Origin of the sequence: Neorhizobium sp. LjRoot104 (assembly GCF_964253725.1) — a bacterium.
Lineage (GTDB): Bacteria > Pseudomonadota > Alphaproteobacteria > Rhizobiales > Rhizobiaceae > Neorhizobium.
Genome location: NZ_CAXURS020000001.1, coordinates 3,618,148 through 3,631,518 on the forward strand (window position 1 = coordinate 3,618,148; position 13,371 = coordinate 3,631,518).

Below are 13,371 nucleotides of genomic sequence, written 5' to 3' on the forward strand. Positions count from 1 at the left end.
CTTGGCGCGGCAACGGGAGGCGGCACCCAATTCGTTTTGCGGCCTCATACCCTGTTTTTCGCATTTGCGAAAGGGGTGAGCGTGATGATGGTTGATGGCTGTTTCGCCACCAGCCCGCTGCGCCCCGAGACGATGGCAAGAGGAGCAGCAGGAGGGTGGCAGCCACGATTGCAATGGAGGCCACGGCCGTGCCGGGCACGATCGACCCCTGTTCGAACTGCCGCCAGATGAATGTCGCGACCTGGCGCTACGGTTTTACGACCGCCGCATGACAGGCCGATGATTGGCAAATCTTCGGCCCGATCTCATTCCCCAATCTCATTCCATGAGAGCGGGCCATGAGAGCAGGATCGCAACACGCTCAGGCGTCGCTTCCGGAAAGCTCCTCGACCATCGCGAGGCCCTTTTTCTTCAGCATCGCCTTCGGGTCCGGCAGCTTGCCGCGGAAGGCCTTGTAGGTCTCCTCCGGATCGATCGAGCCGCCGACCGAATAGATGTTGTTCTTGAGCTTGCGGGCCATGACCGGATCGAAGGCATTGCCGGTTTCCTCGAAGGCGGAGAAGGCGTCCGCATCGAGCACCTCCGACCACATGTAGGAATAGTAGCCCGCCGAATAACCGTCACCCGAAAAGACGTGCTGGAAATGCGGCGTCGCGTGGCGCATCACGATCGAGGCCGGCATGCCGATCTCGTCCAGCACTTCCTTCTGCACCGCCATCGGATCTTCGACCGCCCCGCGGGTATGAAACGCCATGTCCACCAGAGCCGACGAGGTGAATTCCACCGTCGCGAAGCCGGCGTTGAAGGTGCGGGCCGCCAGCACCTTGTCGAGCAATGCCTTCGGCATCGGCTTGCCGGTTTCATAGTGCACGGCGTATTTCTCGAGGATTTCCGGCACGGTCAGCCAGTGTTCGTAAAGCTGCGACGGCAGCTCGACGAAATCGCGCGACACGCCGGTGCCCGAGACCGACGGATAGGTCACGTCAGACAGCATGCCGTGCAGGGCATGGCCAAATTCGTGGAACAGCGTGCGGGCATCGTCGAGCGACAAGAGCGCCGGCTTGCCCTCGGCGGGCTTGGCGAAATTGCAGACGTTGTAGATGATCGGCAGCTCGCCTGCTGCGCCGTTCTTCAGCGGCAGCTTGTGCTGCGACTGAAGGGAGTTCATCCAGGCGCCCGAGCGTTTCGAAGACCGGGCGAAATAGTCGCCGAGGAACAGCGCTTTCAGCGAACCGTCCTTGGCGCGGATTTCGAAAACCCGCACGTCCGGATGATAGGCCGCAACACCCTTAACCTCGACCGCCTGGATGCCGAACAGCCGCTCGGCGACATCGAAGCAAGCCTCGATGATCTTTTCGAGCTGCAGATAGGGCTTCAGTTCGGTTTCGGAGAAGTCGAAAGTCCGCTGGCGCAGCTTCTCGGCATAATGACGCCAGTCCCAGGGCATCACCTCGTGGTTCTTGCCTTCCTCGGCGATCAGCCCGCCAAGGCTCGCCTCTTCCTCCAGCGCCTTGGAGCGCGCCTTGTCCCAGACCTGACGGAGCAGCGCGTTCACCGCATCGGACGTCTTCGCCATCGTGTTGTCGAGCTTGTAGGCCGCGAAATTTTCGTATCCGAGCAGTTTTGCCTTTTCCGCCCGCAGCCCCAGCGTTTCGCGCACGATCCCGAGATTGTCGGTGTCGCCGCCGTTTTGCCCCCGCGCCGCCCATGCCTTGAAAGCCTGTTCGCGCAGATCCCGGCGGGTGGAGAAGGTAAGGAACGGCTCGATGATCGAGCGCGACAGGGTTACCATATAACCGTCCGTCTCGCCGCGCTCGCGGGCCGCGGATGCCATGGCATCCCGCAGGAATGCCGGAAGACCGTCGAGCTCGGCCTCCTCGGACAATTTCAGCGACCAGCTCTTCTCGTCGCTGAGCACGTTCTGGCCGAACCTGGCGCCAAGCCCAGCGAGCTTCTCGTTGATATCCGCCAGTCGCTCCTGTTCGGCCTTGGCGAGCTTGGCGCCCGCCTTCACGAAGCCTTTCCAGTGACGTTCCAGCACCCGCTCTTCCTCGAGCGTCAGGCCAAGCTCCTTGCGCTTTTCCCAGAGCGTATCGATGCGGGAGAACAGCGCCGCATTCATGCCGATCTTCGAATAATGGCGCGACATTTTTGGCGCGATCTCGCGTTCAAGCGCCTGGATATTCTCGTTGGTATGGGCGCCCGCCTTGCCCCAGAACAGCGCCGAAACGCGCGATAGCGCATCGCCCGCGATCTCCAGGGCCACGATGGTATTGGTGAAGGTCGGCTCTTCCGGATTGTCGGCGATCGCATCGATCTCCGCTTCGTGGGCGACAAGCGCTGCGTCGAAGCCGGGAGCAAAATCCTCGTCCTTCACCTGATCGAAACGCGGCAGACCGTGATGGCCGTTCCAGTCCACCAGAGCGGGATTCACCAGAAGATTAGAAGACATGAATATATCCTTCGTAACGATGCGTCGCCATTCATATAGGAGAAGGCGGCGGGAATGGGTATGCGCCCGCCCATTTTCATCTTTCAGCAAGAAATCATACACAATAATTAACGGTTATTAACCATTTGACGCAGTGCAGTAATCAAAGGTACTTTTGGCGCAGTATCCGATGAAACAGGATATAGCCATGGAAATCAGTTCCTTGCGCTGGTCTACCAACTTACTGCAAAGAGATCACTCTCGAAACAACAAGGTCGAGAAATCATCCGAGCATGGAAGTCGGCAGAGCCAGATCACCTTTCAGGTGCCCGACACGGATGAATCGCCGATCGATTATTCGGCGATCTCCCCGCGGGATCTGCGTGCGCTTGCGCTCGAAAACTACCAGGCCGGCAGGATCGACCAGGACACTTACACAACCCTGTCCGAAGAACTTCCCACCCACGCCATCGATGCTCAGGGACAGTTGATGGACCTGTCGCAGGTCACCGACGAAACCGGTTTCAATTTCCACGATTATTACCGCAACCAACTCGAAATCGCCATGTCGCTTGGCGATACGTCCCGCGCCAACGTCCTGCGCGCGGTCATGGCCTTCATCGAAGTCTGATCGGAAAGAGCGCGGAAACCGGCAGCCGCCCTCAGGCGCGCCGGTAGCCGAACAGGCCCGGTGCCGAATGCCAGAGCGCCTGCACCGCAAAGCCGATGAACAGCAGGCCCGAAAGCCGGACGATCACCCTCTCGTGTTTGCGATAGAACCGCCGCACCACGCCGGCGCCGATAATCCCGATCAGCACCAGATCGGCTGTCAGAAACCCGATCAGCGACACGGCGAGAAGAAGCGGCAGCGCGCTGAAATCCAGTGCATCGGCTGAACTCGCGAGCAGGGCCGTGAACGTCGCCAGCGCCACCGGATACCCCTTCGGATTGGTCAGCCCGAAGATCAGTCCGCGCCGCAGCGGCTTTTCGACCGTCACCAGAGCGCCGCCATTCTCCTTCGGTTTCGCCCGCAACGCGCTCCAGCCGATCCAGCCGAGATAGAGTCCGCAGAAAACCCCGAGTATGTCGAATAGGGTGGTGCCGACCGTCTTGGCGCCGATGATTGCCACCAGCGCCAGCCCGGACCAGAGGACATCTCCCGCCAGATGGCCGCCCATGAAGAAGGCGCCGGCCTGCCTTCCCTGTCCGGCACCGATGCCGAGCAGCGCCAGGAATGCCGGACCGGGAATGAGCGTGTAGGCGAGCGCCGCAAAGAAGGCGCCGGCAAGCAGCGATGAGGACATGGGTGAACTCCGTCGGAAGGCTGCGACAATCTCGCCTCCGGTTTTACCGGTGTCAATGCAACCAGCGCCCCCTTTTCCACTTGCCTCGCACCTGAAAGATAGTAAGGGTGCCTTATGAAATTCGAGGACGAGGCGAAAGGTGCCGAACAGCATATGGACATTCTGGGGTCCCTGATCATCGACAATGCCCGACTGCTGCGAGCCGCCTTCGAGCGCCGCATCGCCCAGGCAGGCCTGGGACTGACACCCGGGGAAGCCCGCGCCCTGATCAACATCGCGGCTCTCGACGGCAGCCGCCAGCTCGACATCGCCGCCCGCATGGGGGTCGAGCCGATGACGCTTTGCGCTTATCTCGACAAGCTGGAGACGCTTGGACTGGTCGAAAGGCAGCAATGTTCCGCTGACCGGCGCGCCAAGCGGATCAACCTTACCGAGACTTCCGGCGAGATGATCGGTTCGATCCGCAACGAATTGAATGTCATCCTTGCGCAGGCGACCGAGGGCCTGAGCGAGGAAAACAATCGGATCCTGCGCGAGGCGCTGGCCCTGGTCAACGCCAACCTTCAGGCGACCGCCCCTTCCGCCGCACCGCAGACCGCACCTGATGAAAGCCGATAACATGCCGCCTGTCCCCGCTCGGATGAGCGAGCGCCGAACCACGATCATCGGCGCGCTTCTGACGGCGATCGGACCGATCTCGATGGCGATCTACACGCCCGCCATGCCGGAACTGGTGCACGCCTTCTCCACCACGGAAGCGGCGATCAAGATGACGCTGTCGCTCTATTTCGCCGGCTTCGCACTGGCGCAGCTGGTGGCCGGCCCCGTCTCCGACGCCTTCGGCCGCAAGACCGCCTCGCTGAGCTTCCTGCTGATCTATCTTGCCGGTTCGCTTCTGGCGGCCTTCGCGCCGACGGTCGAATGGGTGCTCGCCGGCCGCCTCATCCAGGGCATCGGCGCCTCCGTCGGCATCACCGTGTCGCGCGCCATCGTGCGAGACCAGTTCAACGGCGGCGACGCGGCCCGCATCATCAACACGATGGGCATCATCCTGGCGATCGGGCCGTCCCTCGGCCCGACTTTCGGCGGCCTCGCATTGGCCGCGTTCGGCTGGCGATCGGTCTTCCTGCTGATGGTCGGCTTCGGCGCGCTGCTGGTCTTCCTGTCGACCGTCTGCCTGACGGAAACCACGGTCCCCGATCGCAGCCGGCTGAAGCCCCTGCGGCTCGTGCAGGCCTATGCGGAAATCATCGCCCTGCCGCGCTTCCTGTTGACCGCGGTCGTCCTCGCAGGCGCCGTCGGCTCCATGTATGCCCAGGCGGCCGTGCTGCCCTTCATCCTGATCGAGAAGGTCGGGCTGACGCCGACCCAGTTCGGCATGAGCATGCTGATGCAATCCGGCTTCTTCCTGATGGGGTCGGTCTGTCTGCGCGTCATCTCGAAATGGCTGCCGGCGGAACGCGCGCCCCTCGTCGGACTGATTTTCAGCGGCAGCGGCGGCCTCGTCATGGCTCTTTCGGTTCATTACCTGCCGCCATCCTTTCTGTCGGTCATGGTGCCGGTAGCCATGTGCGCCTTCGGGATCGCCTTCGTGTCGCCCTACATGACCGCGGCGGGCCTCATCCCCTTCCCGCATATTGCCGGTTCCGCCTCGGCGATGATGGGCTTCATCCAGATGGGCGCCGGTTTCGTCGGCGGTGTGGTTGCCGCCTCGATCGGCTCGCCGCTGCCGGCCTTCGGCATCATCATCCCGGCCATGCACCTCATCGCCGTGCTCGGTTACATCGGTTTCCGGATCGCCAGCCGCAGGCCATGAAAAAAGCCCGCCTGCCTCGTCGGGCAAGCGGGCCTCAATGATCGGACTATCGGAAATTACTTGCCGAGATTGCGCTTGGCGAGCGTGCGCAAGCGAAGGGCATTGAGCTTGATGAAGCCGGCCGCGTCCTTCTGGTCGTAGGCGCCCTGGTCGTCCTCGAAGGTGACCAGCTTGTCGGAATAGAGCGATTTTTCGCTCTCGCGGCCGATGACCATGACATTGCCCTTGTAGAGCTTCAGCGTCACTTCGCCCTCCACATGCTCCTGGCTCTTGTCGATCAGCGCCTGCAGCATTTCGCGCTCCGGCGAGAACCAGAAGCCGTAATAGATGAGCTCCGCATAACGCGGCATGATGTCGTCCTTGAGATGGGCGGCACCACGGTCGAGCGTGATACTCTCGATGGCGCGATGCGCCGCAAGCAGGATCGTGCCGCCGGGGGTCTCGTACACGCCGCGCGACTTCATGCCGACATAGCGGTTCTCGACGAGATCGAGGCGGCCGATGCCGTTGTCGCGGCCGTAATTGTTGAGCGCGGCAAGCAACGTTGCCGGCGACATCGCGACGCCGTTGATCGAAACCGCATCGCCTTGTCTGAAGCCGACCTTGATGACGGTCGCCTTGTCCGGCGCGGCTTCCGGGGAGATCGTGCGCATATGCACGTATTCCGGCGCCTCGATGGCCGGGTCTTCCAGAACCTTGCCCTCGGAGGAAGAGTGCAGCAGGTTGGCATCGACGGAAAACGGCGCCTCGCCCTTCTTGTCCTTGGCAACCGGGATCTGGTTCTGCTCGGCGAAGTTCAAAAGATCGGTGCGGCTCTTGAAGGCCCAGTCGCGCCACGGCGCGATGACCTTGATATCCGGGTTCAGCGCATAGGCCGAAAGCTCGAAGCGGACCTGGTCGTTGCCCTTGCCGGTGGCGCCATGGGCGATCGCATCGGCGCCGGTCTTTTTGGCGATCTCGATCAGGTGCTTGGAGATCAACGGGCGGGCGATCGAGGTGCCGAGCAGGTAGACGCCTTCATAGACGGCATTGGCGCGGAACATCGGGAAGACGAAATCGCGCACGAACTCCTCGCGCACGTCCTCGATATAGATCTCCTTGATGCCGAGCATCTCGGCCTTCTTGCGGGCCGGCTCCAGCTCCTCGCCCTGGCCGAGATCGGCGGTGAAGGTCACCACCTCGGCATTCAGTTCGGTCTGCAGCCATTTCAGGATGATCGAGGTGTCGAGACCGCCGGAATAGGCGAGAACGACCTTCTTTACGTCTTTCGGGAGTGCCATGTCGATTGCGTCCGTCTGCGGGTGGAAGCGGTTAAAAAACCGCTCTGTCGGGAATTGCGGCACTTTTAGCGAGTTTCTTGAGGCACGCAAGAAAAACCGGGAGAGACCGATCAGAGATGGCGGCCGATGTTCATCCGCTGGTGAAGGACGCGAATGACAACAGCCTCTCTTGTGACGCCCTTGTCATGTTGACAGGTTTTGATGAGGTTACCATATCCCGCCCGACCTTTGAACAGCAGCGCCCCAGAGGAGATCTGCAAATGACCATCACTCATCCCGCTCTGAAGAAGGACAATGTCGCGGTGATTACCGGGGCTGCATCGGGCATCGGCCTTGCCTCCGCGAAGGAATTTGCCCGGATGGGCCTTTCCGTCGTCCTTGCCGATCTGGAGGGCGACCGGCTTGCGGAAGCAGCCCGCGAGGTCGCCGCCCTTGCCGAGGACGGGGACGCGGACGTCGCCGCCATCGGCACGGATGTCTCGAAGCCGGACGAGATCGAGGCGCTCGAACGCGCCGTCATCCAGCGGTTCGGCCGGGTACATGTGCTGATGAACAATGCCGGCATCAGCCCGGGAAGCTCGATCTTCGGCCCGCAGGTCAACTGGGACAGCGTCTTCGCAGTCAACCTTTTGGGCGTCATCAACGGCACGCGGACGTTCGGGCCGGCGATGATCGCCCATGGCGAACCGTCGCTGATCATCAATACGGGTTCCAAACAGGGGATCACCACCCCGCCCGGCAATCCCGCCTATAATGTCGCCAAGGCCGGCGTGAAGGCGTTCACCGAAGCCCTGCAGCACGAGCTGCGCAACACGCCGAACTGCCAGGTCTCGGCACATCTCCTCATCCCCGGCTTCGTGTTTACCAGCCTCACCAAAGGCGACCGCATCGAAAAGCCAGCTGGCGCCTGGACACCGGAACAGACCGTCGAGTTCATGCTGGCGAGCCTCGAGCGCGGCGATTTCTACATCCTGTGCCCCGACAACGACGTGGACCGGGCAACCGACGAACGCCGCATGGCGTGGGCGATCGGCGACATCATCGAGAACCGCCCGCCGCTGTCGCGCTGGCATCCGGATTTTGCCGATGCATCAAAGAAATTCATCGACAGACGTTGATAGTTTGATTTGGCACGGCCTCGAAAGCCGGGTAAATGGGAAACTCCTCTACCCGGCCATTCGAGCGCGCCTATGGAATTCCTGCCGAGCCTTGCCGCCCTGCTTGCCTTCACCGCCGCCGGCCTGCTTCTGGCGCTGACGCCGGGACCGGACATGACGCTGTCGATCAGCCGCGCGCTCGGCCAGGGCCGACGCCCGGCGCTGTTCGTGGTACTCGGCACCAGCCTCGGCGTCGTCTGCCACACGCTGCTGGTCGCCTTCGGCATCTCGGCGCTGATCACCGCGTCGCCGACCGCCTTCTTCATCCTCAAGACCGGCGGCGCCGCCTATCTCCTGTGGCTGGCGATCCAGGCGATCCGCTTCGGCTCGAATTTTTCGGTGGAACAAGTGGAAAAGACGGCAAGCAGCCCGCTCGCCAACATCTCGACGGGCTTCTGGGTCAATATCCTCAATCCCAAGGTGATCATCTTCTTCATGACCTTCCTGCCGCAATTCGTGACGGCAGGCGATCCGCACGTCACCGGCAAGCTGATCTTTTTCGGCTTCTATTTCATCGTCATCGGCATGCCGGTGAACCTGATCGTCGTCCTGGCTGCCGACTGGCTTTCGGGCTGGCTGCAGGCCAATCCGAAGGTCCTGCGCGGCATCGACTACACGTTTGCCGGCGTCTTCTCGATCTTCGCGGCCAAGATCTTCTTCACCCAGGCGCGATAAGAGATCAGCGCGAGGGATTGTTCTTCTTTGCGTCGATGCGGTCTTGCCGTGTGACGTAAAGCATGATCCCCGCAAAAATGATCAACCCGACCGGCATGATCAGGAATGTCAGGAGTTCCGGGATGTTCATTCGATCAACCCTTTCAGCAGACGTCTTGCTATAAAATGTAATATGCCGGACGCAAAAGACAAACGAGACATGAAATCGCTGTCGAAAGATTTGGTATGCCGGCTGGAGTATTGAGGCTGGAAATCAGTGGCGCGAGCGTTCCGACCGCCGCGACAGCGATAGCGGCTCCATTGAAATAGCTCGCCGTCAGCTTCGTCCTTTCGTTTCGGACGAGATTGCTCATCAATCGTCTTCGCCGTGCCCGGCGATCATCATCGCTTCGAAGGCGAGACGGTCGGTCTTGCGCATGCGTTCCGATTCCGATTTCAGCTGGCCACAGGCGGCGAGGATGTCGCGGCCGCGCGGGGTGCGGATGGGCGAGGCGTAACCCGCCTGATTGATGAAATCGGCGAACTTTTCGATCTGAGCCCATTCCGAACACTGGTAGTTGGTGCCCGGCCAGGGGTTGAACGGGATGAGGTTGATCTTCGCCGGAACGCCCTTCAGGAGCTGGACCAGCGCCTTGGCGTCCTCCAGGCTGTCGTTGACGTCCTTCAGCATCACATATTCGAAGGTGATGCGCCGGGCGTTCGAAAGACCGGGATAGTTGCGGCAGGCCTCGATCAGTTCCTTCAGCGGATATTTCTTGTTGATCGGCACCAGCATGTCGCGCAGGTCGTCGCGCACCGCGTGCAGCGAGATCGCCAGCATCACGCCGATTTCGTCACCGGTACGGAAGATTTCCGGCACCACGCCGGAGGTCGACAGCGTCACGCGGCGTTTCGACAGCGACAGGCCGTCGCCGTCGGTCGCGATCAGCAGCGCTGTCTTGACGCTCTCGAAATTGTAGAGCGGCTCGCCCATGCCCATCATGACGATATTGGTGACCTTGCGCTCACCGGTCGGCACGAAGGCGCCGGGTGGCGTGTCGGTGCCCGGGAAATCGCCGAGCCGGTCGCGCGCCAGCAAAAGCTGGGCGAGGATTTCCTCGGCCGTCAGGTTGCGCACCAGGCGCTGCGTTCCCGTGTGGCAGAACGAACAGGTGAGCGAACAGCCGACCTGGCTCGAGATGCACAGCGTGCCGCGGCCTTCTTCGGGAATGTAGACGGTCTCGACCTCGACCGGCCGGCCGGCGCCGCGCGGCGGGAAGCGCAACAGCCACTTGCGGGTGCCGTCGTTGGAAACCTGTTCCTCGACGATCTCGGGACGCGCGATGGTGAAATGCGTCTTCAGCATCTCGCGCATGTCCTTGGCGACATTGGTCATCGCGTCGAAATCGGACACACCGCGGATATAGAGCCAGTGCCAGAGCTGGCTGACGCGCATGCGCACCTGCTTTTCCGGTACGCCCTTTTCCTTCAATGCTGCCGCCATGTCCTCGCGCGAAAGCCCGATCAGCGACGGCTTGCTGCCGAACAGATCCGGATTGGCGACGAGCGGCTTCTTGATGGCGACCGGCGCCAGAGCCTCTGAGACTGACATTCTTTTATCCCGTTCGAACACATGCAGCTTTCCCACGTTCGATCAGCGGGAAAGTCAGGGCATGTTGAATGCGTGAAACCTGTATCGGCCCATCGGGCACACGTGCCGGACCTTCGTTGAGCCGGGCTTTATCATCAAATAGCCGCCGCGTCACTATTCTTCAAGAAATGCAAAAGGCCGGTCACGGGACCGGCCTTTCAACTCTTGCTGCGCAGGGGCGTCTACTTGCAGGTTTCGATCTGCTTCAGCGCCGCCGCAATGCCCTGCAGCGAATAGGCATAGGAGGTCTTGGTGCCACGGCCGGAAACGGCGCTGACGCTCATGTTGTGACCTGTTTTCATCGCCGCGACCAGGGCCGGCTCCTCGGCCGCGTTCTCCACCCAGGCCGCCTTGTCCTTGGTGAACATCGTGAAGTTCTTCTTGTCGATCGTCACCGTCACCTTGGAATTCGGCTGCAGCGGGTAACCGACCATCGCCTGCGGCTCATAGGAGATGTTCTGTCCGGGACGCTGCGAAACGATGAAGAAGATATCCCCGTGATCGACGCTGGCCGGCTCCTTGGTGGTCGGCACCGACAGCACGTAGCAGACGTTGCTGGCGCCGGACTTGTAGGAATAGGCGCCCCATGCCTTGAACTGCTGGATGCGCGTGGGGCCCGCGGCAGCTGCCGCCGGAGCCTGGGCCTGCTGGGGCTTGGCCGGGGCAGTGGCCTTCGGCGCCTGAGCCGATGCCAGGCCGGCGCTTGCAGCCAAGATTGCCAATGCGGTTGCGATTGTTCTTACAGACATGGTCTCCTGCCGGTTTTGTTCGTTCAACGGCCCGAGCGGGCAAGCCTTGCCAGGCATGATCCTGATTCGGCGCATTTTGACTTGATCCTGGTTACCAAACCGTCAACCAGACCATTAGAATTTGCTGAATCTCCTGCCCTGGCCCCAAGCTGTACGGGAATAGCATTCACCGCTATGCCTCCAAAGACCCAACCAGCAGAATTTCCATGCGTTTCGTCAATCAGTGACACAAGGATTGGGGCAAGAGTTTGTCCTTTTCCTAACTCTCACAATGACATTAGAATGGTCGAATATGACGCGAATCTCATCGGAAACTGTGCGCAGCGTAAATGGATGTAGACGAAAGAGACCACTTCGCCGGCTTGGTAAGGGCAGTGGCCGATGAACGCGACCAGGCAGCTTTTACGGTGCTGTTCGATTATTACGCACCGCGCCTGAAATCCTGGCTGGTGAAACGGTCGATGCGGCCCGACGATGCGGAAGAACTCGTCCAGGAGGTGATGGCCGTCCTCTGGCACCGTGCCGGCCTTTACGATCCGGCCCGATCCTCCCTGTCCACCTGGCTTTTCCGCATCGCCCGCAACCGCCGCATCGATGCGGAGCGCCGGGCGAGGCACAGGCAGCTGGATATCTACGAACCCCTGTTCTTCGTCACCGAGGCGCCGGGAGCCGATACGATCTTCGAAGGCGAGGAGCGGGATGCGCAGGTGCGCGCGGCACTCGCCGATATCCCCGGTGAACAGATGGAACTAGTGCGGGCGGCTTTCTTCCTCGGCCAGTCCCATTCGGAAATCGCCTCGTCCACGGGTCTCCCGCTCGGCACCGTGAAGTCGCGAATCAGGCTCGCATTCGAGCGCTTGCGGAGAGTTCTCGACGATCCTTCGGAGGGATAGCGCCCGTTGAGACTATTTGCCGCGCATGTCGTCGGCAATGTCCGGATTGTCCATCAGCGCCAGGTCGGCGGCCTCGTAGTGGCGGTCGGCGATATGACCCTGGATCATCCGGAAAGCGGCGGCGAGCACTGCGACATCGTCGGTGAAGCCGACAAGCACGAACATGTCCGGCAGGAAATCGATCGGCATCACGAAATAGGCGAGCGCCGCAAGCAGCACGCCCCGCACGCGGGTCGGGGTTCGCCGGTCGATCGCGCAATAATAGGCGGCGATCAGGTCGCGGCTGAACGGCACCTGCCGGACGGCCCGCTTCAGGGTCGGCCAGAACTTGGCACGGACCCGCCGCTCGCGGCGGTCTTGCGTGTCCGTGTCACCCGGCAGCAGAATTTCACCGATCTTCACGTCGTCCATGGTCGCTCCGTTCGCTCAACGTGTGCCCACCCAATATGGGCTATCGACCATGAAGTTCAATTGCGGCGCAAGGATGCCTTGTCCATCGCCCGGGCCAGCTTGAAGTCGATGTTGGTCAGGCCTTTCGTATCATGAGTGGTCAGCAGCACATCCACCCGCGAATAGACGTTCGACCATTCCGGATGGTGGTTGAGCTTTTCGGCGGACAACGCGCATTCGGCCATGAAGCCGAAAGCCTCGATGAAGGTCTTGAACTTGAAGCTCTTGGAGATCGCATCGCCTTCCGGCTTCAGCTCCCAGCCTTGAAGTGTCGCAAGTTCGCGCTCGACGCCGGCCGCGTCCAGCTTTTCGTAATTCATCGCCAACCTTCCTTTCGGACTAAAGGAGGCTCTTCACCGGCTCCATACCGGCTCCATGTCGCCTGCATAGGCCTGGCCGTAGCTCGCCTCCTGCAGCGGGAAGATTTCCTCCGTCAGATAAGGTCCGCCACCGACCGATTCCTTCGACGACAGCAGCACGAAACGGGGCACCGTGAAGGGCGCCGTGTAGAAGTTGCCGCGGCCGGAAAGGTAGTGGACCACATCGTCCAGCCGGCAATTCTTGAGCCGCGACAGGGTGACATGCGGGGTGAACTTGCGGGGGTCCGGCGGCAAGCCGATGCGCTGGCAGATCCGCTCGATCTCCGCCTGCAGCGCGTAGATTTCCGGGGACGGCGAAACGCCGGCCCAGATGGAATGCGGCTTCTTCGACCCGAAGGAGCCTATCCCGGTCAGCGTCGCCTGGAATTCCGGACGGTCGATGCGGTCTAGCCGGCTGACGATCTCGTCGGCGGTGCGGCCGTCGACGTCGCCGATGAAGCGTAGGGTGATGTGGTAGTTTTCGACGTCGATCCACCGGGCACCGGGGATCCCACCGCGCAGGAGAGAGAGACTCATCGCTACATTGCGCGGAACTTCGAGGGCGGTGAAAAGTCTCGGCATAGGGACCTCCTCGAATCTTTTGCAGATGCTAACAGCGAATCATGC

General features: G+C 61.4%; 15 protein-coding genes. 6 read left to right on the forward strand and 9 right to left on the reverse strand.

Going from position 1 to position 13,371, the window contains the following annotated elements; genetic code table 11:
• Positions 1–361: 361 nt before the first annotated feature.
• Positions 362–2,452: a M3 family metallopeptidase gene (locus ACSQ8R_RS17900; protein ID WP_436254617.1), complete on the reverse strand. Its 2,091-nt coding sequence runs from the start codon at positions 2,450–2,452 to the stop codon at positions 362–364.
• 187 nt (positions 2,453–2,639) lie between these two features.
• Between ACSQ8R_RS17900 and ACSQ8R_RS17905 the strand changes: the two genes are divergently transcribed.
• Positions 2,640–3,062, forward strand: coding sequence for a hypothetical protein (locus ACSQ8R_RS17905; protein ID WP_436254618.1), 423 nt, complete (start codon positions 2,640–2,642; stop codon positions 3,060–3,062).
• 31 nt (positions 3,063–3,093) lie between these two features.
• Here the strand turns inward: ACSQ8R_RS17905 and ACSQ8R_RS17910 are convergent, their stop codons facing one another.
• Positions 3,094–3,735: a LysE family translocator gene (locus tag ACSQ8R_RS17910; RefSeq protein ID WP_436254619.1), complete on the reverse strand. Its 642-nt coding sequence runs from the start codon at positions 3,733–3,735 to the stop codon at positions 3,094–3,096.
• 114 nt (positions 3,736–3,849) lie between these two features.
• Between ACSQ8R_RS17910 and ACSQ8R_RS17915 the strand changes: the two genes are divergently transcribed.
• Positions 3,850–4,353 (forward strand): MarR family winged helix-turn-helix transcriptional regulator, encoded by a 504-nt coding sequence (locus tag ACSQ8R_RS17915; protein WP_436254620.1) that lies wholly within the window; start codon positions 3,850–3,852, stop codon positions 4,351–4,353.
• A gap of 22 nt (positions 4,354–4,375) precedes the next feature.
• A complete protein-coding gene (locus tag ACSQ8R_RS17920) occupies positions 4,376–5,551 on the forward strand; it encodes a multidrug effflux MFS transporter (RefSeq protein ID WP_436255512.1) in 1,176 nt (391 codons plus the stop codon).
• A gap of 56 nt (positions 5,552–5,607) precedes the next feature.
• Here ACSQ8R_RS17920 and ACSQ8R_RS17925 read toward each other — a convergent pair whose 3' ends face one another.
• Positions 5,608–6,831, reverse strand: coding sequence for an argininosuccinate synthase (locus ACSQ8R_RS17925; RefSeq protein ID WP_436254621.1), 1,224 nt, complete (start codon positions 6,829–6,831; stop codon positions 5,608–5,610).
• A gap of 260 nt (positions 6,832–7,091) precedes the next feature.
• Between ACSQ8R_RS17925 and ACSQ8R_RS17930 the strand changes: the two genes are divergently transcribed.
• Complete coding sequence (locus tag ACSQ8R_RS17930) at positions 7,092–7,949, forward strand: SDR family NAD(P)-dependent oxidoreductase (protein ID WP_436254622.1); 858 nt, start codon at positions 7,092–7,094, stop codon at positions 7,947–7,949.
• 72 nt (positions 7,950–8,021) lie between these two features.
• The gene (locus tag ACSQ8R_RS17935) at positions 8,022–8,663 is read left to right on the forward strand and encodes a LysE family translocator (protein WP_046637422.1); all 642 of its coding nucleotides are present in this window, start codon (positions 8,022–8,024) and stop codon (positions 8,661–8,663) included.
• A 4-nt stretch (positions 8,664–8,667) separates the two neighbouring features.
• Here ACSQ8R_RS17935 and ACSQ8R_RS17940 read toward each other — a convergent pair whose 3' ends face one another.
• The 3 genes from ACSQ8R_RS17940 to ACSQ8R_RS17950 all read right to left on the reverse strand — a co-directional run bounded on the left by ACSQ8R_RS17940 (position 8,668) and on the right by ACSQ8R_RS17950 (position 11,042).
• Positions 8,668–8,793, reverse strand: a complete 126-nt coding sequence (locus ACSQ8R_RS17940; protein WP_436254623.1) for a hypothetical protein — start codon at positions 8,791–8,793, stop codon at positions 8,668–8,670.
• A 222-nt stretch (positions 8,794–9,015) separates the two neighbouring features.
• Complete coding sequence (gene rlmN / locus ACSQ8R_RS17945; protein WP_436254624.1) at positions 9,016–10,254, reverse strand: 23S rRNA (adenine(2503)-C(2))-methyltransferase RlmN; 1,239 nt, start codon at positions 10,252–10,254, stop codon at positions 9,016–9,018.
• Positions 10,255–10,475: 221 nt separating this feature from the next.
• Entirely contained in the window at positions 10,476–11,042 is a 567-nt protein-coding gene (locus tag ACSQ8R_RS17950) for an invasion associated locus B family protein (protein WP_436254625.1), read from the reverse strand.
• A 329-nt stretch (positions 11,043–11,371) separates the two neighbouring features.
• Here ACSQ8R_RS17950 and ACSQ8R_RS17955 point away from each other — a divergent pair, with 329 nt between their 5' ends.
• Entirely contained in the window at positions 11,372–11,935 is a 564-nt protein-coding gene (locus tag ACSQ8R_RS17955; RefSeq protein WP_436254626.1) for a sigma-70 family RNA polymerase sigma factor, read from the forward strand.
• A 12-nt stretch (positions 11,936–11,947) separates the two neighbouring features.
• On the opposite strand, the gene ACSQ8R_RS17960 is transcribed toward ACSQ8R_RS17955, so the two are convergent.
• The 3 genes from ACSQ8R_RS17960 to thpR are packed head-to-tail and all read right to left on the reverse strand — an operon-like array spanning position 11,948 to position 13,326.
• Positions 11,948–12,346 (reverse strand): YkvA family protein, encoded by a 399-nt coding sequence (locus ACSQ8R_RS17960; RefSeq protein WP_436254627.1) that lies wholly within the window; start codon positions 12,344–12,346, stop codon positions 11,948–11,950.
• 56 nt (positions 12,347–12,402) lie between these two features.
• Positions 12,403–12,705, reverse strand: a complete 303-nt coding sequence (locus ACSQ8R_RS17965; protein WP_436254628.1) for a 4a-hydroxytetrahydrobiopterin dehydratase — start codon at positions 12,703–12,705, stop codon at positions 12,403–12,405.
• A 33-nt stretch (positions 12,706–12,738) separates the two neighbouring features.
• A complete protein-coding gene (gene thpR, locus ACSQ8R_RS17970) occupies positions 12,739–13,326 on the reverse strand; it encodes an RNA 2',3'-cyclic phosphodiesterase (protein ID WP_436254629.1) in 588 nt (195 codons plus the stop codon).
• Positions 13,327–13,371: the final 45 nt, after the last annotated feature.

Excerpts from the sequence above, each read along its gene's own strand:
- ACSQ8R_RS17905 (WP_436254618.1), top strand. The coding sequence starts at position 2,640 with ATGGAAATCAGTTCCTTGCGCTGGTCTACCAACTTACTGCAAAGAGAT.
- ACSQ8R_RS17935 (WP_046637422.1), top strand. The coding sequence starts at position 8,022 with ATGGAATTCCTGCCGAGCCTTGCCGCCCTGCTTGCCTTCACCGCCGCC.
- ACSQ8R_RS17955 (WP_436254626.1), top strand. The coding sequence starts at position 11,372 with ATGGATGTAGACGAAAGAGACCACTTCGCCGGCTTGGTAAGGGCAGTG.
- ACSQ8R_RS17920 (WP_436255512.1), top strand. The coding sequence starts at position 4,376 with ATGAGCGAGCGCCGAACCACGATCATCGGCGCGCTTCTGACGGCGATC.
- ACSQ8R_RS17965 (WP_436254628.1), bottom strand. The coding sequence starts at position 12,705 with ATGAATTACGAAAAGCTGGACGCGGCCGGCGTCGAGCGCGAACTTGCG.
- thpR (WP_436254629.1), bottom strand. The coding sequence starts at position 13,326 with ATGCCGAGACTTTTCACCGCCCTCGAAGTTCCGCGCAATGTAGCGATG.
- rlmN (WP_436254624.1), bottom strand. The coding sequence starts at position 10,254 with ATGTCAGTCTCAGAGGCTCTGGCGCCGGTCGCCATCAAGAAGCCGCTC.
- ACSQ8R_RS17915 (WP_436254620.1), top strand. The coding sequence starts at position 3,850 with ATGAAATTCGAGGACGAGGCGAAAGGTGCCGAACAGCATATGGACATT.
- ACSQ8R_RS17940 (WP_436254623.1), bottom strand. The coding sequence starts at position 8,793 with ATGAACATCCCGGAACTCCTGACATTCCTGATCATGCCGGTCGGGTTG.
- ACSQ8R_RS17930 (WP_436254622.1), top strand. The coding sequence starts at position 7,092 with ATGACCATCACTCATCCCGCTCTGAAGAAGGACAATGTCGCGGTGATT.
- ACSQ8R_RS17925 (WP_436254621.1), bottom strand. The coding sequence starts at position 6,831 with ATGGCACTCCCGAAAGACGTAAAGAAGGTCGTTCTCGCCTATTCCGGC.
- ACSQ8R_RS17960 (WP_436254627.1), bottom strand. The coding sequence starts at position 12,346 with ATGGACGACGTGAAGATCGGTGAAATTCTGCTGCCGGGTGACACGGAC.
- ACSQ8R_RS17950 (WP_436254625.1), bottom strand. The coding sequence starts at position 11,042 with ATGTCTGTAAGAACAATCGCAACCGCATTGGCAATCTTGGCTGCAAGC.
- ACSQ8R_RS17910 (WP_436254619.1), bottom strand. The coding sequence starts at position 3,735 with ATGTCCTCATCGCTGCTTGCCGGCGCCTTCTTTGCGGCGCTCGCCTAC.
- ACSQ8R_RS17900 (WP_436254617.1), bottom strand. The coding sequence starts at position 2,452 with ATGTCTTCTAATCTTCTGGTGAATCCCGCTCTGGTGGACTGGAACGGC.